The organism is Streptococcus sp. 27098_8_103 (assembly GCF_041432345.1).
In the GTDB taxonomy this organism is placed as follows: Bacteria; Bacillota; Bacilli; order Lactobacillales; family Streptococcaceae; genus Streptococcus; species Streptococcus mitis_BV.
Genome location: NZ_JAPVZK010000003.1, coordinates 55319 through 74082, shown reverse-complemented (window position 1 = coordinate 74082; position 18764 = coordinate 55319). Strand labels below are relative to the sequence as shown.

The following is an 18764-nucleotide window of genomic DNA, read 5'->3' as shown; positions in this document are numbered from 1 at the left end:
ATGTGTCTCCTTATTATGTTGATTAGTTTGCTTTTGTTGAAGTTAAAATCTGAACCCCATCTCGTCCAGCAACGATGACCTTATCCACCATTTGGTTGAATAAGCCGTGCTCTACAACACCAACGATATGGTCCAATTCTTGCCCGAAGGCAATTGGATCTTCAATGACATCCAAGGCAAGGTCAATGATAAAGTTCTGCATATCGGTCACAAAACGTTGGCCATCTTTTTCACGGAAACTTGGTTTGTAGCCAGCTCGTTCAAAACGACGAAAGACCTGTTCTGCGCCATACTGAACCACTTCTACTGGCAATTTAAAAGCACCCAGTTTCTCGACTAGCTTGCTTTCATCCACTACCCAAATATATTCTTTTGAGGGCGTTGCTACAACCTTCTCCATCAGAAGGGCACCACCACCGCCTTTGATTCCGTTAAACCGGCTATCCACTTCATCCGCTCCATCAACCGTCACATCGACAACATCTACTTGGTCAATAGACTTGAGCGGGATATTAAGCCCTTCAGCCTGTTTACTAGTCACACTAGAAGTCGTTACAGCTGTAATCTGTAACCCTTCTTCCTTAATCCGACGACCAATTTCTTCTACAAAATAATAGGCAGTAGACCCCGTTCCTAGTCCGACTACCATTCCATCCTTGACAAACTCAGCAGCCTTGATACCTGCCATTTTTTTCAGATTTTCCACTCAAACACCTCCATTAAAGAGCTAACTTTATTATAACATGTATCACTTTTTATTTCATGGATACACTGAAAAAAACCGAACATTTTTATTTTTATGTCCACCTTGTTTTGGTAGTTAGAATATTAGCCAAAAGTAGCAACAGTTGATTTTTTATCATAAAGATGATTAAATAGTTAAGTAAAGAAAAGGAGAAATAAGATGAACCCATTAGATTTGTTTAACCAAGTAAAAGAATTAATCGAAACAAAAGATTTCGAAGCGGCAAAAACATTTGTTGCAGAAAATCAAGAACAGCTTGGAGAATACTTCTCCCAAGCTCAGCAGTTAATTTCTGGTTCTGAAGGTCTAGATGGCCTCGTTGGAAAGATTAAAGGATTTTTCTAAAAATATAAAGGCACCTGAAACGATCAGGTGCCTTTTTGAGATATTTTTTTCATTATTTTGAGAAGATGACTACTGATTTCCGTCGGCAAGACCACATAATGTTCTTGAGATAGTTCTTGGGCTATGGCTGAATGAAGATGGGTTGCTACTGCCACACGTTCGTAGAGACTGGCCTGTCGAAATTGGCCTACAAATCCTGCAATCATCCCAGCCAGAGTATCTCCCATTCCCCCAGTCGCCTGATAGGGACCACCAACCTGTAACTGGTAATAATCAGATTGGCCAACTTGCCAAATACGAGTAGCTGAACTTTTTTCAACTAAAATCGTTCCTTGAGGGAAGGAAGTCAGGGCACTAGCCGTTGCAGCTTCGCTTTGATTTTCAATAGCAATACCAGACAGCTTTTCCCATTCTTTTTGGTGGGGAGTTAGGATAAGCTGGTTAGACGGAAATGACAAACTTGTCCTAGCAAGAATAGTCAAAGCACCTCCATCTACAATCAAAATCTGATTCTGTCTTAAGCTAGCAAAGACCTGTTTTACTAAATCTTCTCCAAAAACATCATCTCGTAAACCAGGCCCCAGCAAGACAACTTCTGCCTTCTCCAATTGCTCTTGTAACAATTGCTGGTCTTGCAGAGAAAAGGCCATAGCCTCAGGTAAATGGCTGTGCAGAGCAGGGATATTTTCCCTATCCGTTCCAACGGTCACCAATCCTGCACCGCTTTTTACAGCTGCCAAAGCAGCCATGATAATAGCACCACCATAAGGATAGGTCCCACCCAGCAACAGCAGACGACCGTAATTTCCTTTATGACTTGTACGAGAACGTTCAATAATGACTTTTTCTAATAATGCTTGCTCAATCACTCTCATCGTTTTTCCTCAACTATCCTTTATCTGATTGTTTTAAAACAACTTGATAGACTTTCTTAGTCCACTCTTCTAAGTCTTCTCCAGCATAGTCAAGATAATACACCCTATCTTGTATTTTGGTTGGAATAATATTTTCAAATTGGCTCTTATTATGAGTTGGAATAATGCAAATATACAACTCACTTAATAAATTAAGCATGTCCTTAATTTTTACAGCATGGTAACCATCAAAAATATAACCAGGAACTTTAATCAAATCTGTATAGATAAAATGAAAACTTACTCCAGGAATAAACTTGTCTTGTAATTCTTTCTCTGAAGGAGCTCGACCTAATAAACGCTCCATCGCCAATCGATAACCAGAACTTGTATTTGACCACCCTAACATGACATAGTCAAAATAATCTATCGGATCAGATGCAGCATTTCGACTATCCAAAACCAACTCCTCAGCATCTCGCCCAAAGGCTTTCACAGCAGATAAAAGACGACCAGTTTTAAAAATAGAAATCGCTGCATCTATAGTCGTAGTATGACTACAGTAGTCTGAAGTCACTAACCTCTTATGTAGGTCATAAGTCGAGGCTACTCTTTTATCTGTAGGAGTAAATGGTGGCAGAAAGGGATGCTGACAGATGTAATCTAAAATTTCTTTTTTTAAACAAGAATCAGCACACTCAATACTTGTTTGACGTTTATGAAGTTTTTCGTAAGCTATAAATTTAGCAATTTTTTCTAATTCCCACTCTTGAATATTTGGATAATAAATTAGTGCTAAGTAGTATATTCCATCCCATTGTAAACTATATTCCCCATTATAAATTTTTAAAATCATCTAATCACCTCACTCCATTATACAACAAAAAGGAGGCGCAGACCTCCTTTTGTAATCTTATATCGAAAATTTAATATTCATGTCTGCCATTTTAGATATAGCTATAGAAAATACACTATCTTAAGCGATTTTTCTCTTATTTGCTATCCAATGTCCGAAGTGCTGCTTGATAAGTTTGCTCCATTAGCATAGTAATGGTCATAGGACCAACACCTCCAGGAACTGGCGTGATATGGCTAGCAAGTGGTGCAACCGCCTCATAATCAACATCCCCACAAAGCTTGCCATTTTCATCTCGGTTCATCCCAACGTCAATGACAACCGCACCTGGTTTCACAAAATCAGGAGTCACAAACTTAGCACGACCAATTGCGACCACCAGAATATCCGCTTTTGCAGCAACCTTAGCGAGATTATGGGTACGTGAGTGGGTCAAGGTCACTGTTGCATTCTTGGCCAAAAGAAGCTGAGCCATGGGTTTTCCAACGATATTGGAACGACCGATAACAACGGCATTTTTACCTTCTAAGTCAATCCCATACTCATGAAACATCTCCATAATTCCTGCAGGTGTTGACGGAATCATAACTGGATGACCAGACCAAAGACGTCCCATGTTTAGAGGATGGAAACCATCCACATCCTTTTCTGGGTCAATGGCTAATAAAACCGCCTCTTCATCGATATGTTTTGGTAAAGGCAACTGAACCAAAATCCCATGCCAAGCTGGATCTTGATTGTATTTAGCAATCAGGACTAACAAATCCTCTTGTGTAATGGTCTCTGGAACTCGCACTACTTCGCTTCGGAAACCAGCCGCAAGGGCAGAACGTTCCTTGTTGCGAACGTAGACTTGGCTGGCTGGATTATCCCCAACCAAAATCACTACCAAACCAGGCACTAGACCTGTTTCTTCCTTTAATTTTGCAGTCTTTTCAGCCAACTGTTCCTGCAATTTGGCCGCTATAGCTTTCCCATCAATAATCTGTGTCATATCACTTCTCTTTTCTTTCAAATATCTTCCATTATACCAAAAACTGCTAGTACCCTCTAACACTTCTTTCCTAGGCAATCCTATAGTTTCAAACTATAAGAAAAAGCTCTAGTCGAGCTTTTCACTAATCTTGTCTTGAAATTTTAAAATAGATTATAAAACCTTACTCAAGAAGTCCTTAGTCCGTTGTTCTTGGGTTTGTTCAAAAATCTGCTCTGGTGTTCCGTCTTCAACAACCACACCGTCTGCCATAAAGATAACACGATCTGCCACCTCACGGGCAAATCCCATTTCATGTGTTACGATAACCATAGTCATTCCTGATTTGGCAAGGTCTTGCATAACAGCCAGTACCTCTCCTACCATTTCAGGGTCCAAGGCTGAGGTTGGCTCGTCAAAGAGCAAAACATCTGGTTCCATGGCCAAACCACGCGCGATGGCAATCCGTTGTTGCTGCCCACCCGACAGACTCTGTGGATAAGCGTCTGTCTTATCTGGCAAACCAACTTTTTCCAAAAGCTCTTGGGCTCTCTTCTCAGCCACTGCCTTGCTCTCACCTTTGGTCTTGATAGGTGACAAGGTGATATTTTCCATCACAGTCATATTAGGAAAGAGATTGAATTGTTGGAAAACCATTCCCATCTTCTCACGCATGGCAAAGAGGTCATTCTTCTTGTCCGTGATATCGACTCCCTCAAAGATAACCTTCCCCTTGGTTGCTTCTTCCAGCAAATTCATAGAGCGAAGCAAGGTAGATTTCCCACTCCCTGAAGGACCGATGATAACGACAACTTCTCCTCTTTTAATCTCGAGGTTGATGCCCTTCAATACTTCATTCTTTCCAAATGATTTATGTAAATTTTCAATTTTTATCAAGGTTTCTGTCATTATTTCTTATCTCCTTGTCCCATACGTTTTTCAAAAGCTTTCAAGGCTACAGTCAAAATAGAAGTCATAATCAAGTAGTAAAAGGCTGCAAATAAAAGTGGAGTCAGAGGTAGATAGGTTGTTGTAGAAACTGTTGTAGCCCCGTTCCACAACTCCATGACCCCAATAGCCGATAAAAGGGAACTATCCTTGATAATGGTGATAAATTCGTTCCCCAAGGCTGGCAAGATATTTTTGATAGCTTGTGGCAAAATCACATAGTGCATGGCATTTTTAGGACGAATCCCTAAAGAATAAGCCGCTTCTAACTGACCTTTAGGAACCGCATTAATCCCAGCACGAACAGTCTCAGAAACATAAGCACCACTGTTCATAGAGATAATCAAAATCCCTGGAATCAGACGAGAAAGATCAACACCCAAAATCCCAACATGAATAGTCGGAGCATTGATATGCATAAGGGCAAAGGCAATCATAATCTGAACCATCATCGGTGTCCCACGGAAAATCCAAACGTACAAGTTGGCGAGCCAGACAAGCGGTTTAAACTTTGAACGTTGCCCAAAAGCCAAGACAACACCCAAAATAGTTCCCAAAAAGACAACACAGATAGAAATGAGAACCGTCACAACAGCCCCATAGTTAAAATAAGGTAAATACTTAGGTAAAAAAGAAAAATTCATAGTCACACTGCTTTCTAAAATAGAATACTGTATGATTATAACATGTACTGAATTAAAATTCAAACTTTTTATCCAATTTATTCAAAAAAACTTTAAGCTAGTAGAATTAGCGAGAAATCTTAGTTTTTTCTAGGCAAGTTGGCCTCCTTTATGGTAAAATGGTAATGATAAGAAATGAAGGAGAATCAAAATGGAATCACATTTGGTTAGAATCATCAACCGCCTTGAAGCAATGGCAAAAGACGGCGGAAATTTAAAACGTAATTTTGAACGCGAAGGAGTTGTTGTTGCAGAAGTTGCATACAGCCACGACGAAGAAAACGGTTCAATCTTTACCCTTCGTGATGTAGAAGCTCGCGAAACTTATACTTTTGACAGCATTGACTTGATTGCAATGGAGATTTACGAACTCCTCTACTAAACTATAACAAGCTGGGATTGCCCCTGCATGTCTAACCAAAATCCTTTTTGTCTCACAAATAGGATTTTTTTATAGCCCAAATTCACAAAAATTTTCATTGTAACAACTTCTCAAAGCTGCAATCTTTTTACTTGCTTTACGGTCCAATCCTGTTATAATGAGAGTATAGAAATTTGACTATTTTTGACCTTTAAATAGGTCAGGCTAAAGAAAGAAATGAGGTAGATGTATGCTTTGTCAAAACTGTAAAATCAACGACTCAACAATTCATCTTTACACCAATCTCAATGGAAAACAAAAACAGATTGACCTCTGTCAAAACTGCTACAAGATTATCAAGACTGATCCTAACAACACTCTCTTTAAAGGAATGACAGATTTGAATAATCGTGACTTTGATCCCTTTGGTGATTTCTTCAATGACCTAAACAATTTCAGACCTTCTAACAATACTCCTCCGACTCCCCCAACCCAATCAGGTGGAGGTTACGGTGGAAACGGTGGTTATGGTTCCCAAAATCGTGGATCTGCTCAAACTCCGCCTCCAAGCCAAGAAAAAGGCCTGCTGGAAGAATTTGGTATCAACGTAACTGAAATTGCCCGTCGTGGAGATATTGACCCCGTTATTGGGCGCGACGATGAGATTATCCGTGTCATCGAAATTCTCAATCGCAGAACCAAGAATAATCCTGTTCTTATCGGTGAACCAGGTGTCGGAAAAACTGCCGTTGTCGAAGGTCTAGCTCAGAAAATCGTTGATGGCGATGTTCCACATAAACTACAAGGTAAACAAGTCATCCGTCTGGATGTGGTTAGCCTAGTTCAAGGAACCGGTATCCGTGGACAATTTGAAGAACGCATGCAAAAGCTCATGGAAGAAATTCGCAAACGTGAGGACATCATTCTCTTTATCGATGAAATCCATGAAATTGTCGGTGCTGGTTCTGCAGGCGATGGCAATATGGATGCAGGAAATATCCTCAAGCCAGCCCTTGCTCGGGGTGAACTGCAACTGGTCGGTGCCACTACCCTCAATGAATACCGTATCATTGAAAAGGATGCGGCCTTAGAGCGTCGCATGCAGCCGGTCAAAGTTGATGAACCAACAGTGGAAGAAACAATCACTATCCTCAAAGGCATTCAAAAGAAATACGAAGACTATCACCACGTTCAATATACTGATGCCGCAATTGAAGCAGCCGCAACTCTTTCCAATCGTTACATTCAAGACCGCTTCTTACCAGACAAGGCCATTGACCTCCTAGATGAAGCTGGTTCTAAGATGAATTTGACCCTCAACTTTGTTGATCCTAAGGTCATTGACCAACGTCTGATTGAGGCCGAAAATCTCAAGGCTCAGGCAACCCGTGACGAAGACTTTGAAAAAGCAGCTTACTTCCGCGACCAGATTGCCAAGTATAAGGAAATGCAAAAGAAAAAGGTTACAGACCAGGATACTCCTATCATCAGCGAGAAAACCATTGAGCACATTATCGAGCAGAAAACCAATATCCCTGTTGGTGATTTGAAAGAGAAAGAACAATCTCAACTCATCAATTTAGCCGAAGATCTCAAGTCTCATGTTATTGGTCAAGATGACGCAGTCGATAAGATTGCCAAGGCTATTCGCCGTAATCGTGTCGGTCTCGGTACGCCTAATCGTCCAATTGGAAGCTTCCTCTTTGTCGGACCAACTGGTGTCGGTAAGACCGAACTTTCCAAACAATTAGCTATCGAACTCTTTGGTTCTGCTGATAGCATGATTCGCTTTGATATGAGTGAATACATGGAAAAACACAGCGTGGCTAAATTAGTCGGTGCCCCTCCAGGTTATGTTGGCTATGATGAGGCTGGGCAATTAACTGAAAAAGTTCGTCGCAATCCCTACTCTCTTATTCTCTTAGATGAAGTGGAGAAAGCCCATCCAGATGTCATGCATATGTTCCTCCAGGTCTTGGACGATGGTCGTTTGACAGATGGGCAGGGACGTACCGTTAGCTTCAAGGATGCCATCATTATCATGACCTCAAATGCAGGTACAGGTAAGGCAGAAGCCAGCGTTGGTTTTGGAGCTGCTCGTGAAGGTCGAACCAACTCTGTTCTCGGTGAACTCGGCAATTTCTTTAGCCCAGAGTTTATGAACCGTTTTGATGGTATTGTCGAATTTAAGGCTCTCAGCAAGGATAACCTCCTTCAGATTGTCGAGCTCATGCTAGCTGATGTTAACAAGCGTCTTTCAAGTAACAACATTCATTTGGATGTAACTGACAAGGTCAAGGAAAAATTGGTTGACCTCGGTTATGATCCAAAAATGGGAGCACGCCCACTTCGTCGTACTATTCAAGACTATATTGAGGACGCAATCACTGACTTCTACCTTGAAAATCCAAGCGAAAAAGACCTCAAGGCAGTTATGACCAGCAAGGGCAACATTCAAATCAAATCTGCCAAAAAAGCTGAAGTAAAAACTTCTGAAAAAGAAAAATAAATTTCTATAAAAAAGGAGTAGAAAATGAAATGTTTCTGCTTCTTTTTTACTAAAATAACTGTAATTTCTTGACAGCTCGTCCTTTGTCCATTATGATAATAATAACGATACTAGATAATGAGGAAAATGCAATGGCAAACCCAACTTTCGGAGAAAAGAAAGCAAATACAGACTATGTGTCACGCTATGGCGTATATGCAGTTATCCCTGATGCTGAACAAAAACAAATTGTTCTTGTTCAAGCACCTAATTGCGCTTGGTTCTTACCTGGTGGTGAAATTGAAGCAGGTGAAAATCATCAAGAAGCCCTAAAACGTGAATTGATTGAAGAGCTTGGCTTCACAGCTGAAATTGGTGCCTATTACGGACAAGCTGACGAATATTTCTACTCTCGTCATCGTGACACCTACTACTACAATCCTGCCTACCTCTATGAAGCAACTTCTTTCAAAGAAGTGCAAAAGCCACTAGAAGACTTTAATCATATTGCCTGGTTCCCTATTGATGAAGCTATTGAAAATCTCAAACGTGGTAGCCATAAATGGGCAATCCAATCATGGAAAAAACAGCATAAGATTGACTAAATCCAGCCACTTTATTCAAAAAGTGCTATAATAGAATTAGAAAATCGGAGGAAATGTTATGAAGCTAATCAATACGACAAACTCACACTCGCAACTTGTTAAAAGCCAGCTAGAAAGTACAGACGCAACCCTTGTTGAGGTCTATTCTGCAGGGAATACCGATGTTATTTTTACCCAAGCTCCGCTTCACTATGAAATCCTCATCTCAAACAAACACCGCGCTATTCGAGAACCTGAAATCGAAGCTATTCAAGAATTTTTCTTGAAACGTAAAATTGATAAGGACTCTATTGATGAGGCCAATATCAAAACCCTCTATTCAGAAAAATTAATTGGAATTTCGATTCCAACCAAATAAAATCTTGGAGAGATTAGAAAGTGCTTTGAACCTTATGGAACAAAATTAGGTTTATTTAGCTTTTTAAATCATCTCCAATTTTTTATCTATAAAATCTTATCATACAAGATTTTGTAGATAATTAAGGAGACAAACATGGGAGACATCATATATAGAGAGGCAAGAATTGAAGAAAGCGAAAAAATTGGAAAATTATTAGCCAATTCCTTTCTTGACTATCCCTTTTTAACGATTATAACTGATGATTTGAAGAAACCTGACTCCTATCCTGCTTTTGTAGAAACGTTGCAAATTCTGCTTACTAGAGTCTATATTAAGAAGGGAAACTGTTTAATTGCGGAACAGGATGGAGACTTACTTGCAGTCGCCCTTTTGCAACAAAAAGATTTCTGTATACTATCCTATCTACGAAATGGAGGAACAAACATTTTTCGCTACATTCGACCACAAAATCTCCTTAAATACTTTGACTTTGTAAAACGTTCCAAAAAGCATTTAGAACAATCAGGGGAGTTTGATTGGTATTTGATGGCTTTAGCTGTCAATATAGAAAGTAAGGGGCGGGGAATAGGCAGTACTTTTCTGACACAAGGGATTGAACCTTATGTCAAATCAAAAGGCTGTAAACACTTGGGACTCATAACTAGTACAGCTAGAAATACCTCATTCTACGAAAAAAACGATTATGTATTACTGGACCATATGGACTTAGAATATGGGTCAAAATCAATTGGTAACTGGGCATTTTTAAAAACTATAAATAAATAAAAAAAATTTGGTGCTGCTTATCACAGAACCAAATCTTTTTTATTATGTTAGAAACGAATCGTCTCACGTGTTTTTTCGTATGAAGTGACAAAACGGTTGGTTACACCTGGTTCTGCAACTTCCAAAGCTTGCGAAATCTTATCAAATGAAGCATGGTAATCAAATTCTTTTTCAAAAATTTCTAATGATTCATTAAAGGCTTCTTGAATTCGTTCATCAAATGAGCGATAACGGTTTGAATACTGTAGTAATTGTTCTGTCAACGTTGCATATTGAACAATATTATAGGTTTCTTCTTCAAGTTCTTCCATATCATTTGTCGTAATTTCAAGCATACGGTTCACAGCTTCGATATTGACCTGGGCTTCTTCTAGTTCAGCCATCAACTCTTCAGTATGGTTACTTGCTGTAAAGAACAACTGTAAGAAATTCTGAGGAATACCTGGAAGATTGCGTTTTTCCATATATCTCTTAATTGTGTGAAGACGATTAACATAAACATTTGCCTTCTGGCGAGCATTAATATCATCTTTTTCAATCTGAGCAAGACGTTGACTAACCGCAACTTGTTCATCTTCAATTTCCTTCAAAGTCGCTTGTAAGTTTTCTAAACGATCTTCAAGCAATGAATAAGGCTCAGAATGTTCCTCTTGTTCAGAAGTTAATTCCAATACAGATTCTTCTAAAGATTCTAACTCAGCTTGTAATCTATGAACATGACTAACATCCGTTTCAGATAGTAGGTAATTGTTACTCAATCGTTGAATATCTTCCACTAAAACAGCATTACTATCTTTCATGTGTTTCAAATATGTAGGAAGGGTTGTAACTAAGCCTTCTACTACTTTTTGAGCAGCGATTTCTCGTGTAAAGATATCATAAAGTGCATTAATCTCTTCTTGGATTTGAGTATTTTCGTACTCTGCATTATCCAATTCTAGTTTCGCAATATTCTCATGATTTTTCTTGAGAGCTTCATAAAGCAGTTGGAAACGCGCTTCAATATCTGTCTCAGAAAAATGATAATTAGCATCTAAAAGCTTACGGTAGCCATCTTCTAAATCTTCCAGTTGATCAGGTAGGTCTTTAGATAATGTTGCTACAATTGCTGGTATACGATCAACAATATGTGTCAAAGCCAAGATATGATTTTCAGCATTATCCAAAATCACAGCAGCTTCTACTGGGTCACCTGACGAATTTAAAGTTACAAACTGAGAAAACTCTGATTGGATATTTTCCAATTGTTTTTCAATTTCAGATAAACCTTGGCCATATTCTTTAGAATGATCAGCAACTCGGTGTTGCAACTCTTCAAACAAGTCCAAGGTATGAAGAACACGTCCACTATTTTTAGACTCTTGTTTCTCCAAATCTGCCAAGGCATTGCGAATTGCCGCAATATCTTCTTCAATCAAGGTAATTTGGCTCTCGATTTGGTCAATTTGATGACTAGCTTTGAAAAAACAGAATGAGTTGTTATAACCTTCTGCCTCGAAAAGATTATTTTCGATATCTGCAAAAGAGTTAAGAGATAGGTCAACCCATTTTTGGTTCCATTCACGGAAAGTCACCTGACTTTGTCCAATCAAGTGCATATTTTTTACAGCTTCAACTTCATCATTAACTGGAAGATTGTACAGTTCTTCTTTTTTATCTTCTAAAATTGCTAGTTTACTTTCATTGCGCTTCCTTACATAGATTGCGATAGCATAAGCAATGACCAATAAAACTGCAACTGCAATTATCAAATAAATTACTAGACTAGCAGACATATTAAACTCCTTTTTTACTTGAAACAATCGTAATGATTATATCATATTTTTTAGACCAAGGGAACTACTTCTCCCGATTTTTTAGACATCAAGTGTACTATAGACAGCATTTTCTTCGATAAACTCACGACGAGGCTCTACTCTATCCCCCATCAACATATCAAAGATTTTATCTGCTTCTGCAGCATCATCCACAGAAACTCTTGCCATCAAGCGATGTTCCGGATCCATGGTTGTTTCCCACAATTGGTGGTCATCCATTTCTCCCAGACCTTTATAGCGCTGAATGGTTGGTTTGGCACGTCCTTCACTGTGGCGAGCCAAGGCTTCTTGGAGTTTGATTTCTTGATCTGCACCTGGCTGGATGTATTCTTTAATCTCGCTTCCAACCTTGACACCATAGATTGGTGGTTGGGCAATATAAACATAACCAGCTTCTAGGATTGGTTTCATATAACGATAAATCAAGGTTAAAAGAAGAGTACGAATGTGGGCTCCATCGACATCGGCATCGGTCATCAAAACAAGTTTTTGGTAACGGGCTTTTGAAACATCAAATTCTGCACCAAATCCTGTTCCCATCGCTGTGAAAAGACTACGAATTTCTTCGTTAGCTAGAATCTTATCCATACTTGCCTTTTCAACGTTCAAAATCTTACCGCGGATTGGAAGAATTGCCTGAAATTCACGGTTACGACCAGATTTTGCTGATCCACCAGCTGAGTCTCCTTCGACGATGAAGAGTTCTGTTTCCGCAGGATTGTTAGAAGAACAGTCTGCTAGTTTCCCTGGAAGGTTGGAAATTTCCAAACCAGATTTTTTACGAGTGACTTCACGCGCACGCTTGGCAGCCACACGAGCCTTAGCAGCTAAAATTCCTTTTTCCACGATACGTTTGGCAATCTGTGGATTTTCCATGAGGAAATCAGAGAAGGCATCGCTGAAGAGGCGATTGGTAATCTTGACCACTTCGCTATTTCCCAATTTGGTCTTGGTTTGTCCTTCAAACTGTGGATTTGGGTGTTTAACTGAGATAACTGCAGTTAATCCTTCACGAACATCTTCCCCTGTTAGGTTGTCTTCATTGTCTTTCAGTAACTTATTTTTACGAGCATAATCGTTGATAACACGTGTCAAGGCTGTACGGAAACCTTGCTCATGCGTTCCACCTTCATGGGTATGAATATTATTGGCGAAACTCATGACATTTTCATGGTAACCCGTTGTGTACTGCATAGCTACTTCGACTGTGATATCATCCATTTCACCATCTGTGTAAATTGGTGTATCAAAGATAACATCCTTATTCTCGTTGATATATTCAACGTAGCTAGCAATCCCACCTTCATAGTGGTAATGCTTAGTTTGTTCTAGCCCCTCACGCTTATCTGTGATGGAGATTTGAAGACCACGATTTAGAAAGGCCAACTCTTGAATCCGTTTATTTAATTTATCAAAATCAAAAGTTGTTGTTTCAGTGAAAATTTCTGGATCCGGTGTAAAGTGAACTGTTGTTCCCGTTTTATCCGTATCTCCAACCATCTCAAGGTCTGCGACAACATGACCACGACGGTATTCTTGGTAATGAATTTTACCATTTTTGTGGACATGAACGTCTAATTGAGTTGAAAGGGCGTTAACAACTGAGGACCCCACTCCGTGAAGACCACCTGAGACCTTATATCCGCCACCGCCAAACTTTCCTCCAGCGTGAAGAACAGTAAAGACAGTCTCAACGGCAGGTCGACCTGTTTTTTCCTGAATATCGACTGGGATACCACGTCCATCATCAACAACTGTAATCGAATTATCTGGCTCAATAAAGACTTGAATATGGCTAGCAAATCCTGCCAAGGCCTCATCAATTGAGTTATCAACAATTTCCCAGACTAGATGGTGAAGACCTTCTTTTGAGGTTGATCCGATATACATCCCTGGACGCATACGAACAGCCTCTAGGCCCTCTAAAACTTGAATTTGACTGGCATCATAATCTTGTGCCTGCAGATTTTTAATTTCTTCTGTCATCTTTTTCCTTTTTCTTACATGTCTAATACTTGTCTTAAATTCACGATACTGGTAAACAAGTGGGTAGCTAGTCCTGCAGCTTGCCCGGCTTCGATATCAATTAATCGATCACCAATTACAAGACCAGAGTTAATCTGATATTTTTCTCTTAAATAAATCATGGACTCAGGGTTTGGTTTTCTCTTAAAGCCTGAGTTAGAAGTCACCACTTCTGTAAAATAAGCTACTATAGAGGTTTTTTCTAAAATTTCCAAGACCTGATCATTTCGATGAGAAACCAAAAAATGACGGCCACCTTGATTGGAGATATCTTTCAATAAATCAGAAACTCCATCAAATAAAATCGGGTGTTCAAGTTCTCTGGCTTCATTTTCCTTGTATTTTTCTAAAAAATTCTCTAAGTTGGGAGCGAATGTCTCAATCGCAAAATCAGTAGAAACCTTTAAAGCCTGATAGACACTATCATGGTCTTGTGTGATGCCATACAATGCCAATGTTTCAACAAATGCAGCTGTTGAAGTTTCGTAATTATCCAGTAAAGTTCCACCTAAATCCCAGATATAATCGTGATATTTCATACCCTTCATTATAGCATTTTTTTATGAAAAAAGCGATGATTTCCCTGAGTTTTCAACATAAAAAAACGAGAGTTTGACTCCCGTTTTACTGATTTTTACCAAAGACATCTCGATAGAGCATTCCTGTTCGTAAAGTCTCTGCGTCTCCTCCTAGTTGGTCCACCAACTCGTAGGCAAAGGCAAGGGCTGTTGAGGGGCCTCGACTGGTTGTCAAATGACCATCTACCACTACTGTTTCCTTGACGTAGTGACCATCAAGAATTTGCTCTTGAACGCCGTCATAACAAGTGTACTGCTTGTTTTTCAATAGCCCTGCTTGATTGAGAGCAATTGGCGCAGCACAAATGGCTGCTAGTTTTTTTCCTTCTTGCTCGAAACTTTGCAACTCTTGAATCAAGGCCTGATTATCGCGCAAATGTGCAGAACCAGGCATGCCGCCAGGAAGAACAACCATATCATAGTCTGATAAATCACCATCAAAGACACGATCTGCTCTTACTTGGATTGCATGCGAACCAGTCACTTGCTCTTCAAACCCAACCATATCACAAGTGATATTTGCCCGACGCAAAACATCCACAACTGTCAAAGCTTCAATTTCTTCAAAGCCCTGAGCTAACATAACTGCTACTTTTACCATAATTTTCTCCTTATTTGATTTGTTTTAATACAACCTTTTTCCGTTTGAATGGAACTTTTCCGCTCTTTTCTTCAGCTAGATTAGTCTGGTAACTCATCGATAAAAGCAAGCCAATACCAATCAAGTTACTGATAATAGCCGATCCACCTTGAGAAATGAAAGGTAAGGGAATCCCCGTCAAAGGAAGCAAACCTGTCACGGCACCGATATTCTCAAAGATATGGAAGAGCAACATCATAATCAAACCTGTGGAAATATAGGTGTAGAACTGGTTATTTGATCTAAGAGTAATCTTCAACATACGGTAAATCAGCATGAGGTAAAGTGCGATAACAAGGACAGAGCCAATAAAGCCAAAATCTTCTGCGATTACCGTGAAAATCATATCCGACTCTCGAACCGGAATAAGCAGATTCGAAGCATTAAAACCTTGACCAAATAAGCCACCGCTTCCAATGGCAATCTGTCCTTGAGCCTGCTGATAGGTCGTTGTTTGAGCAAAATCAAAAGGATTGAGCCAAGCCAAGATACGATTGATTTGGTAGGTCGGCATTCCCAGTTGATGGAGAAAAGCCCTTCCGTCCTTGCTGATAAAAATAGCTAAGAAACCAGCAATTCCTGTTACAGCAGTCACAAATACTGGGATAATAATTTTCCAAGAAACTCCTGATAGCAAGGCGATTCCTGAGAAAATGGCTACAAAAACCAAAGCCGTCCCCAAGTCACTTTGAAGTGCCAAAAGAACTAGGACTGGAATGGTAAAGAGAATCATCCAAAAAATTAACAAAAAGTCCAGCGGAACTGTACGTCTCCATTCCTTATGTTTTTTGGTAAACTGGACAATCACACGAGCCAACATGAGGATATAGGATATCTTCATAAACTCTGACGGCTGGAACAAGGTAACACCATTTACCGATACCCAGTTTTTGGCACCCGTTGATGCAACTAAGCTTGGATTATAAAAGACAATCGGCAAGACCATAAGTCCCAAGCCTAAAATATACAGAAAGGGTGTCACTTTCCATAGAAATTCTGTATTAAAGAGCATGACGATAAAACCAATCACAAGCCCCAAGGCGATCCAGGCGACCTGCTGCCCTAAAATGGGCAGAATATTGTTTGGATAATCATGACTAACAGCTATATAGATAGCCACCACGCCAATAACCAGTAGAAAAAATACTGGCAAGAGCAAACTATAATCGACTCTAGAGTCGAGAGAACGTTTCATATATACTAACCTTATACTTTCATACTATACTATTTATCAAAGTTCATTTAAAAATTTATCAACAGCCTCATCAACTTCGGATTGAGAGACGGTTTTAACAGTCGCTTCTTTTGCTAGAGAAGTCACTATTTGCTTGCCATATCGTTTTCCGACAATTCTCCTATCCAGAATGAGGGTTAAGGAACGTTGGTGTTCACGTCTCATACTTCTTCCCAAAGCCTGTTTTAAACGAATAATAGCCATTGGCAACTGATAATCATAAAAGGCATTTTTTCCTTCTTGAATTAGTTCCTGATTGATCTTTTTCGTCAAGGGTTCTTGGGGATTTTGGAAAGGAAGTCTTGGTACAACTTGAATCACAAAAGGATGACTTGAAAAATCAACTCCCTCCCAGAAACTTGCTGCACCAAGCAGGATTTGTTGTTCACCTTTTTCAAAGCGTTTCTTAAGCTGATGAACATCCCCATTTTTATACTGAGCCAAATGACTAACTGGAAGTAAATCCGATACTGCTAGAAGCATGTCTTTAGAAGTAAAGAGAACTAAAATCGGTTGCTGGAAATCTTGAACATCCATCAGCAAATCAGCTACCTCTTTGGCGTAGACTTCTAAGGAGGTTTCTGTTACTAGAGGAAAATCTTTGACCAAGACCACTTCTTGATCCTGTTTTTTACAAGCTTCAATCTTAACAAATTTAGCTTCGGGATAGCCTAACAGGTCTGCCAAAGAAACTCTTTGACTAATCTCAAGAGTGGCCGACACTCCCAAGACTTGGCATGAATCAGGCACTAAGGAAGATAGAAGAATACGGCCTGATTTTGTAGAAGAAATCTGAATTTTCTTTTGACTCGTTTCAGTTGCTTCAAGCCAGTAATCACCTTCAGCCGTAAAATAGCGGACCAGTTCCCCAAAGCCTTCTACCTCTAATTCTGAAAAATACTGATGGAGATTGGCAAGAGAATCTAAGATATTTTTCCTAGATTTGCCAGACTGAAATTGTTCTATCAAGTAGAAGCACTCAAAGCGAATACTTTCTAGTATTCGTTGCTGAACCTTATTTTGCTCCTCCAGTAAAGCCTTATCAAGCAAATCGATAATAGACTGGATATCGTAGGTCTCTTGAAGCAGATTTTCTAGGGCCAACAAAACTTTTTGGACTTCATCAATAATCAATAAACGATCACTGACAAATTCAGGATTATCTTCAAGTCTGGTTACAAGATAGGCATGATTGGTCACTAAGAGCTTGCAAGCTTGTGCCCTTTCTTGACTACGTTTCCAAAAATCTTCCGTCACAAATAAACTCTTGGATGATAAATTCCCATCATGACGAAGATCTGTCAGAAAATGTTGGTAACGGTAGAGTTGCCCAATTTCATCCAAATCTCCTGTCTCTGTCTCAGTCAGCCAGATCAAGAGTTGCATTTTAAAGCGTCTAAATAAGCGATTTTCATCATTTTCCTGCAAGGAACGATAAAAGGCATCCAACTTCAGATAATTGTGTGGTCCCTTTAAACTATGAATATCTATATGGAACACTTCCTTGAGACGTTTACCTTCTTCTTCCATGATTTGATTTTGAAGAATCTTTGTCGGAACGCTAAGGACAATCTGACGATTTTCCACTTGGGACAAAGCAGGTAAGAGATATCCATAAGTTTTACCAATCCCTGTCGGAGCTTGAATCAGAGAGACAGGCTCATCTTTCAATAGCAAGCCAACCTCTTTAGCAAAACTTTCTTGTTCCTCCCTCACTTCAAGGTTCAATAGAGAAATGTTTTTAGAAAAATCTTGGGATAGTTTTCGTGGCTCCAGGGGAGCTCCAGTTTTCTTGAAATACAGTCCTTGAACTTCGACCAAGTCTGGAGAACTAAGGATAGATTGGCCGCGATAAATTTCTTCAATAACCAGGTAGGACTCATATAAGAGGGCGTCATCCATTTCCAGCAAGCGTTCCAAGAGTCCTTTAGGAAGCTGGGCCATCTTTTTCCGTAGAAATAAGAGTAATTCCGCGGTAGCGTGTGCATCTGAAAGGGCTGTGTGAGCGTGCTTAAGAGGAATTCCTAATTCTCGACACAATATCGGCAAACTATATTTTTCCAGTTCTGGGAAAAAGACCTGAGCCAATTCGACCGTGTCAACACGAGGATTTCTTAGTTCATAACCTTCAAAAAATAAATTTTCCGCCAAGAGATTGGCATCAAACTGAACATTATGGGCTACAAAAATCCCATCCTCCACCAAGTCAAAGATTTTTCTTGCAACTTGCGAAAAAACAGGTGCTTGCGCCAGACGTTGATCTGTTAATCCTGTCAGTTCTTTGATATGAGCATCCAAGGGTTCATGTGGATTGACATCCGTCGTATAGTGATCAACGATTTTTCCGTCCTCAATCACGACAATTCCCACTTGGATAATTTTAGCCTTACTACCTGTGCTAGTTGCCTCTAAATCAACTACAACATAGCGATTACCAATCGTTTTCATTATAAAAAATTATACCAAAAAAAGGGCCATTTGGCACC

18 protein-coding genes are annotated in these 18764 nt (G+C 39.6%); 6 read left to right on the top strand and 12 right to left on the bottom strand.

Features of this window, described 5'->3' with window-relative positions; genetic code table 11:
• Positions 1 to 22 precede the first annotated feature (22 nt).
• Positions 23 to 706 (bottom strand): ribose-5-phosphate isomerase RpiA, encoded by a 684-nt coding sequence (rpiA, locus tag O3599_RS01485; RefSeq protein WP_000429276.1) that lies wholly within the window; start codon positions 704 to 706, stop codon positions 23 to 25.
• Positions 707 to 904: 198 nt separating this feature from the next.
• On the opposite strand from rpiA, the gene O3599_RS01480 reads away from it, so the two are divergent.
• Positions 905 to 1090, top strand: a complete 186-nt coding sequence (locus tag O3599_RS01480; RefSeq protein ID WP_001068558.1) for a hypothetical protein — start codon at positions 905 to 907, stop codon at positions 1088 to 1090.
• 23 nt (positions 1091 to 1113) lie between these two features.
• Here O3599_RS01480 and O3599_RS01475 read toward each other — a convergent pair whose 3' ends face one another.
• From O3599_RS01475 to O3599_RS01455, 5 genes are all read right to left on the bottom strand, one after another.
• Positions 1114 to 1965 carry an NAD(P)H-hydrate dehydratase gene (locus tag O3599_RS01475; protein ID WP_001263817.1) on the bottom strand — a complete coding sequence of 284 codons (852 nt, stop codon included), beginning with the start codon at positions 1963 to 1965 and terminating at the stop codon, positions 1114 to 1116.
• A 13-nt stretch (positions 1966 to 1978) separates the two neighbouring features.
• Entirely contained in the window at positions 1979 to 2800 is an 822-nt protein-coding gene (locus tag O3599_RS01470; protein ID WP_247939767.1) for a phosphate ABC transporter ATPase, read from the bottom strand.
• 136 nt (positions 2801 to 2936) lie between these two features.
• The gene (locus tag O3599_RS01465; RefSeq protein ID WP_247939766.1) at positions 2937 to 3794 is read right to left on the bottom strand and encodes a bifunctional methylenetetrahydrofolate dehydrogenase/methenyltetrahydrofolate cyclohydrolase; all 858 of its coding nucleotides are present in this window, start codon (positions 3792 to 3794) and stop codon (positions 2937 to 2939) included.
• A 153-nt stretch (positions 3795 to 3947) separates the two neighbouring features.
• A complete protein-coding gene (locus tag O3599_RS01460; protein ID WP_247939765.1) occupies positions 3948 to 4682 on the bottom strand; it encodes an amino acid ABC transporter ATP-binding protein in 735 nt (244 codons plus the stop codon).
• The gene (locus tag O3599_RS01455; protein ID WP_247939764.1) at positions 4682 to 5365 is read right to left on the bottom strand and encodes an amino acid ABC transporter permease; all 684 of its coding nucleotides are present in this window, start codon (positions 5363 to 5365) and stop codon (positions 4682 to 4684) included. The genes O3599_RS01460 and O3599_RS01455 overlap by 1 nt, the downstream gene beginning before the upstream one ends.
• Positions 5366 to 5555: 190 nt before the next feature.
• On the opposite strand from O3599_RS01455, the gene O3599_RS01450 reads away from it, so the two are divergent.
• The 5 genes from O3599_RS01450 (at position 5556) to O3599_RS01430 (ending at position 9984) form a co-directional block, all read left to right on the top strand.
• Positions 5556 to 5786, top strand: coding sequence for a DUF1797 family protein (locus tag O3599_RS01450; RefSeq protein ID WP_000443570.1), 231 nt, complete (start codon positions 5556 to 5558; stop codon positions 5784 to 5786).
• 229 nt (positions 5787 to 6015) lie between these two features.
• Complete coding sequence (locus tag O3599_RS01445; protein WP_247939763.1) at positions 6016 to 8274, top strand: ATP-dependent Clp protease ATP-binding subunit; 2259 nt, start codon at positions 6016 to 6018, stop codon at positions 8272 to 8274.
• 131 nt (positions 8275 to 8405) lie between these two features.
• Positions 8406 to 8858: an NUDIX hydrolase gene (locus O3599_RS01440; RefSeq protein ID WP_247939762.1), complete on the top strand. Its 453-nt coding sequence runs from the start codon at positions 8406 to 8408 to the stop codon at positions 8856 to 8858.
• Positions 8859 to 8916: 58 nt separating this feature from the next.
• Positions 8917 to 9216, top strand: a complete 300-nt coding sequence (locus O3599_RS01435) for a DUF1827 family protein (RefSeq protein ID WP_000767189.1) — start codon at positions 8917 to 8919, stop codon at positions 9214 to 9216.
• A 135-nt stretch (positions 9217 to 9351) separates the two neighbouring features.
• Positions 9352 to 9984, top strand: a complete 633-nt coding sequence (locus tag O3599_RS01430) for a GNAT family N-acetyltransferase (protein ID WP_004256539.1) — start codon at positions 9352 to 9354, stop codon at positions 9982 to 9984.
• Between the two features lie 47 nt (positions 9985 to 10031).
• Here the strand turns inward: O3599_RS01430 and ezrA are convergent, their stop codons facing one another.
• The 6 genes from ezrA to O3599_RS01400 all read right to left on the bottom strand — a co-directional run bounded on the left by ezrA (position 10032) and on the right by O3599_RS01400 (position 18726).
• Positions 10032 to 11759, bottom strand: coding sequence for a septation ring formation regulator EzrA (gene ezrA, locus O3599_RS01425; RefSeq protein ID WP_371511770.1), 1728 nt, complete (start codon positions 11757 to 11759; stop codon positions 10032 to 10034).
• Between the two features lie 81 nt (positions 11760 to 11840).
• A complete protein-coding gene (gene gyrB / locus O3599_RS01420; protein WP_247939760.1) occupies positions 11841 to 13787 on the bottom strand; it encodes a DNA topoisomerase (ATP-hydrolyzing) subunit B in 1947 nt (648 codons plus the stop codon).
• A gap of 14 nt (positions 13788 to 13801) precedes the next feature.
• The gene (locus O3599_RS01415) at positions 13802 to 14365 is read right to left on the bottom strand and encodes an HAD family hydrolase (RefSeq protein WP_247939759.1); all 564 of its coding nucleotides are present in this window, start codon (positions 14363 to 14365) and stop codon (positions 13802 to 13804) included.
• A gap of 85 nt (positions 14366 to 14450) precedes the next feature.
• Positions 14451 to 15005: a DJ-1 family glyoxalase III gene (locus O3599_RS01410; protein WP_247939446.1), complete on the bottom strand. Its 555-nt coding sequence runs from the start codon at positions 15003 to 15005 to the stop codon at positions 14451 to 14453.
• A 10-nt stretch (positions 15006 to 15015) separates the two neighbouring features.
• Positions 15016 to 16239 (bottom strand): FtsW/RodA/SpoVE family cell cycle protein, encoded by a 1224-nt coding sequence (locus O3599_RS01405; RefSeq protein WP_247939445.1) that lies wholly within the window; start codon positions 16237 to 16239, stop codon positions 15016 to 15018.
• A gap of 36 nt (positions 16240 to 16275) precedes the next feature.
• Positions 16276 to 18726, bottom strand: coding sequence for a bifunctional DnaQ family exonuclease/ATP-dependent helicase (locus O3599_RS01400; RefSeq protein WP_247939444.1), 2451 nt, complete (start codon positions 18724 to 18726; stop codon positions 16276 to 16278).
• Positions 18727 to 18764: the final 38 nt, after the last annotated feature.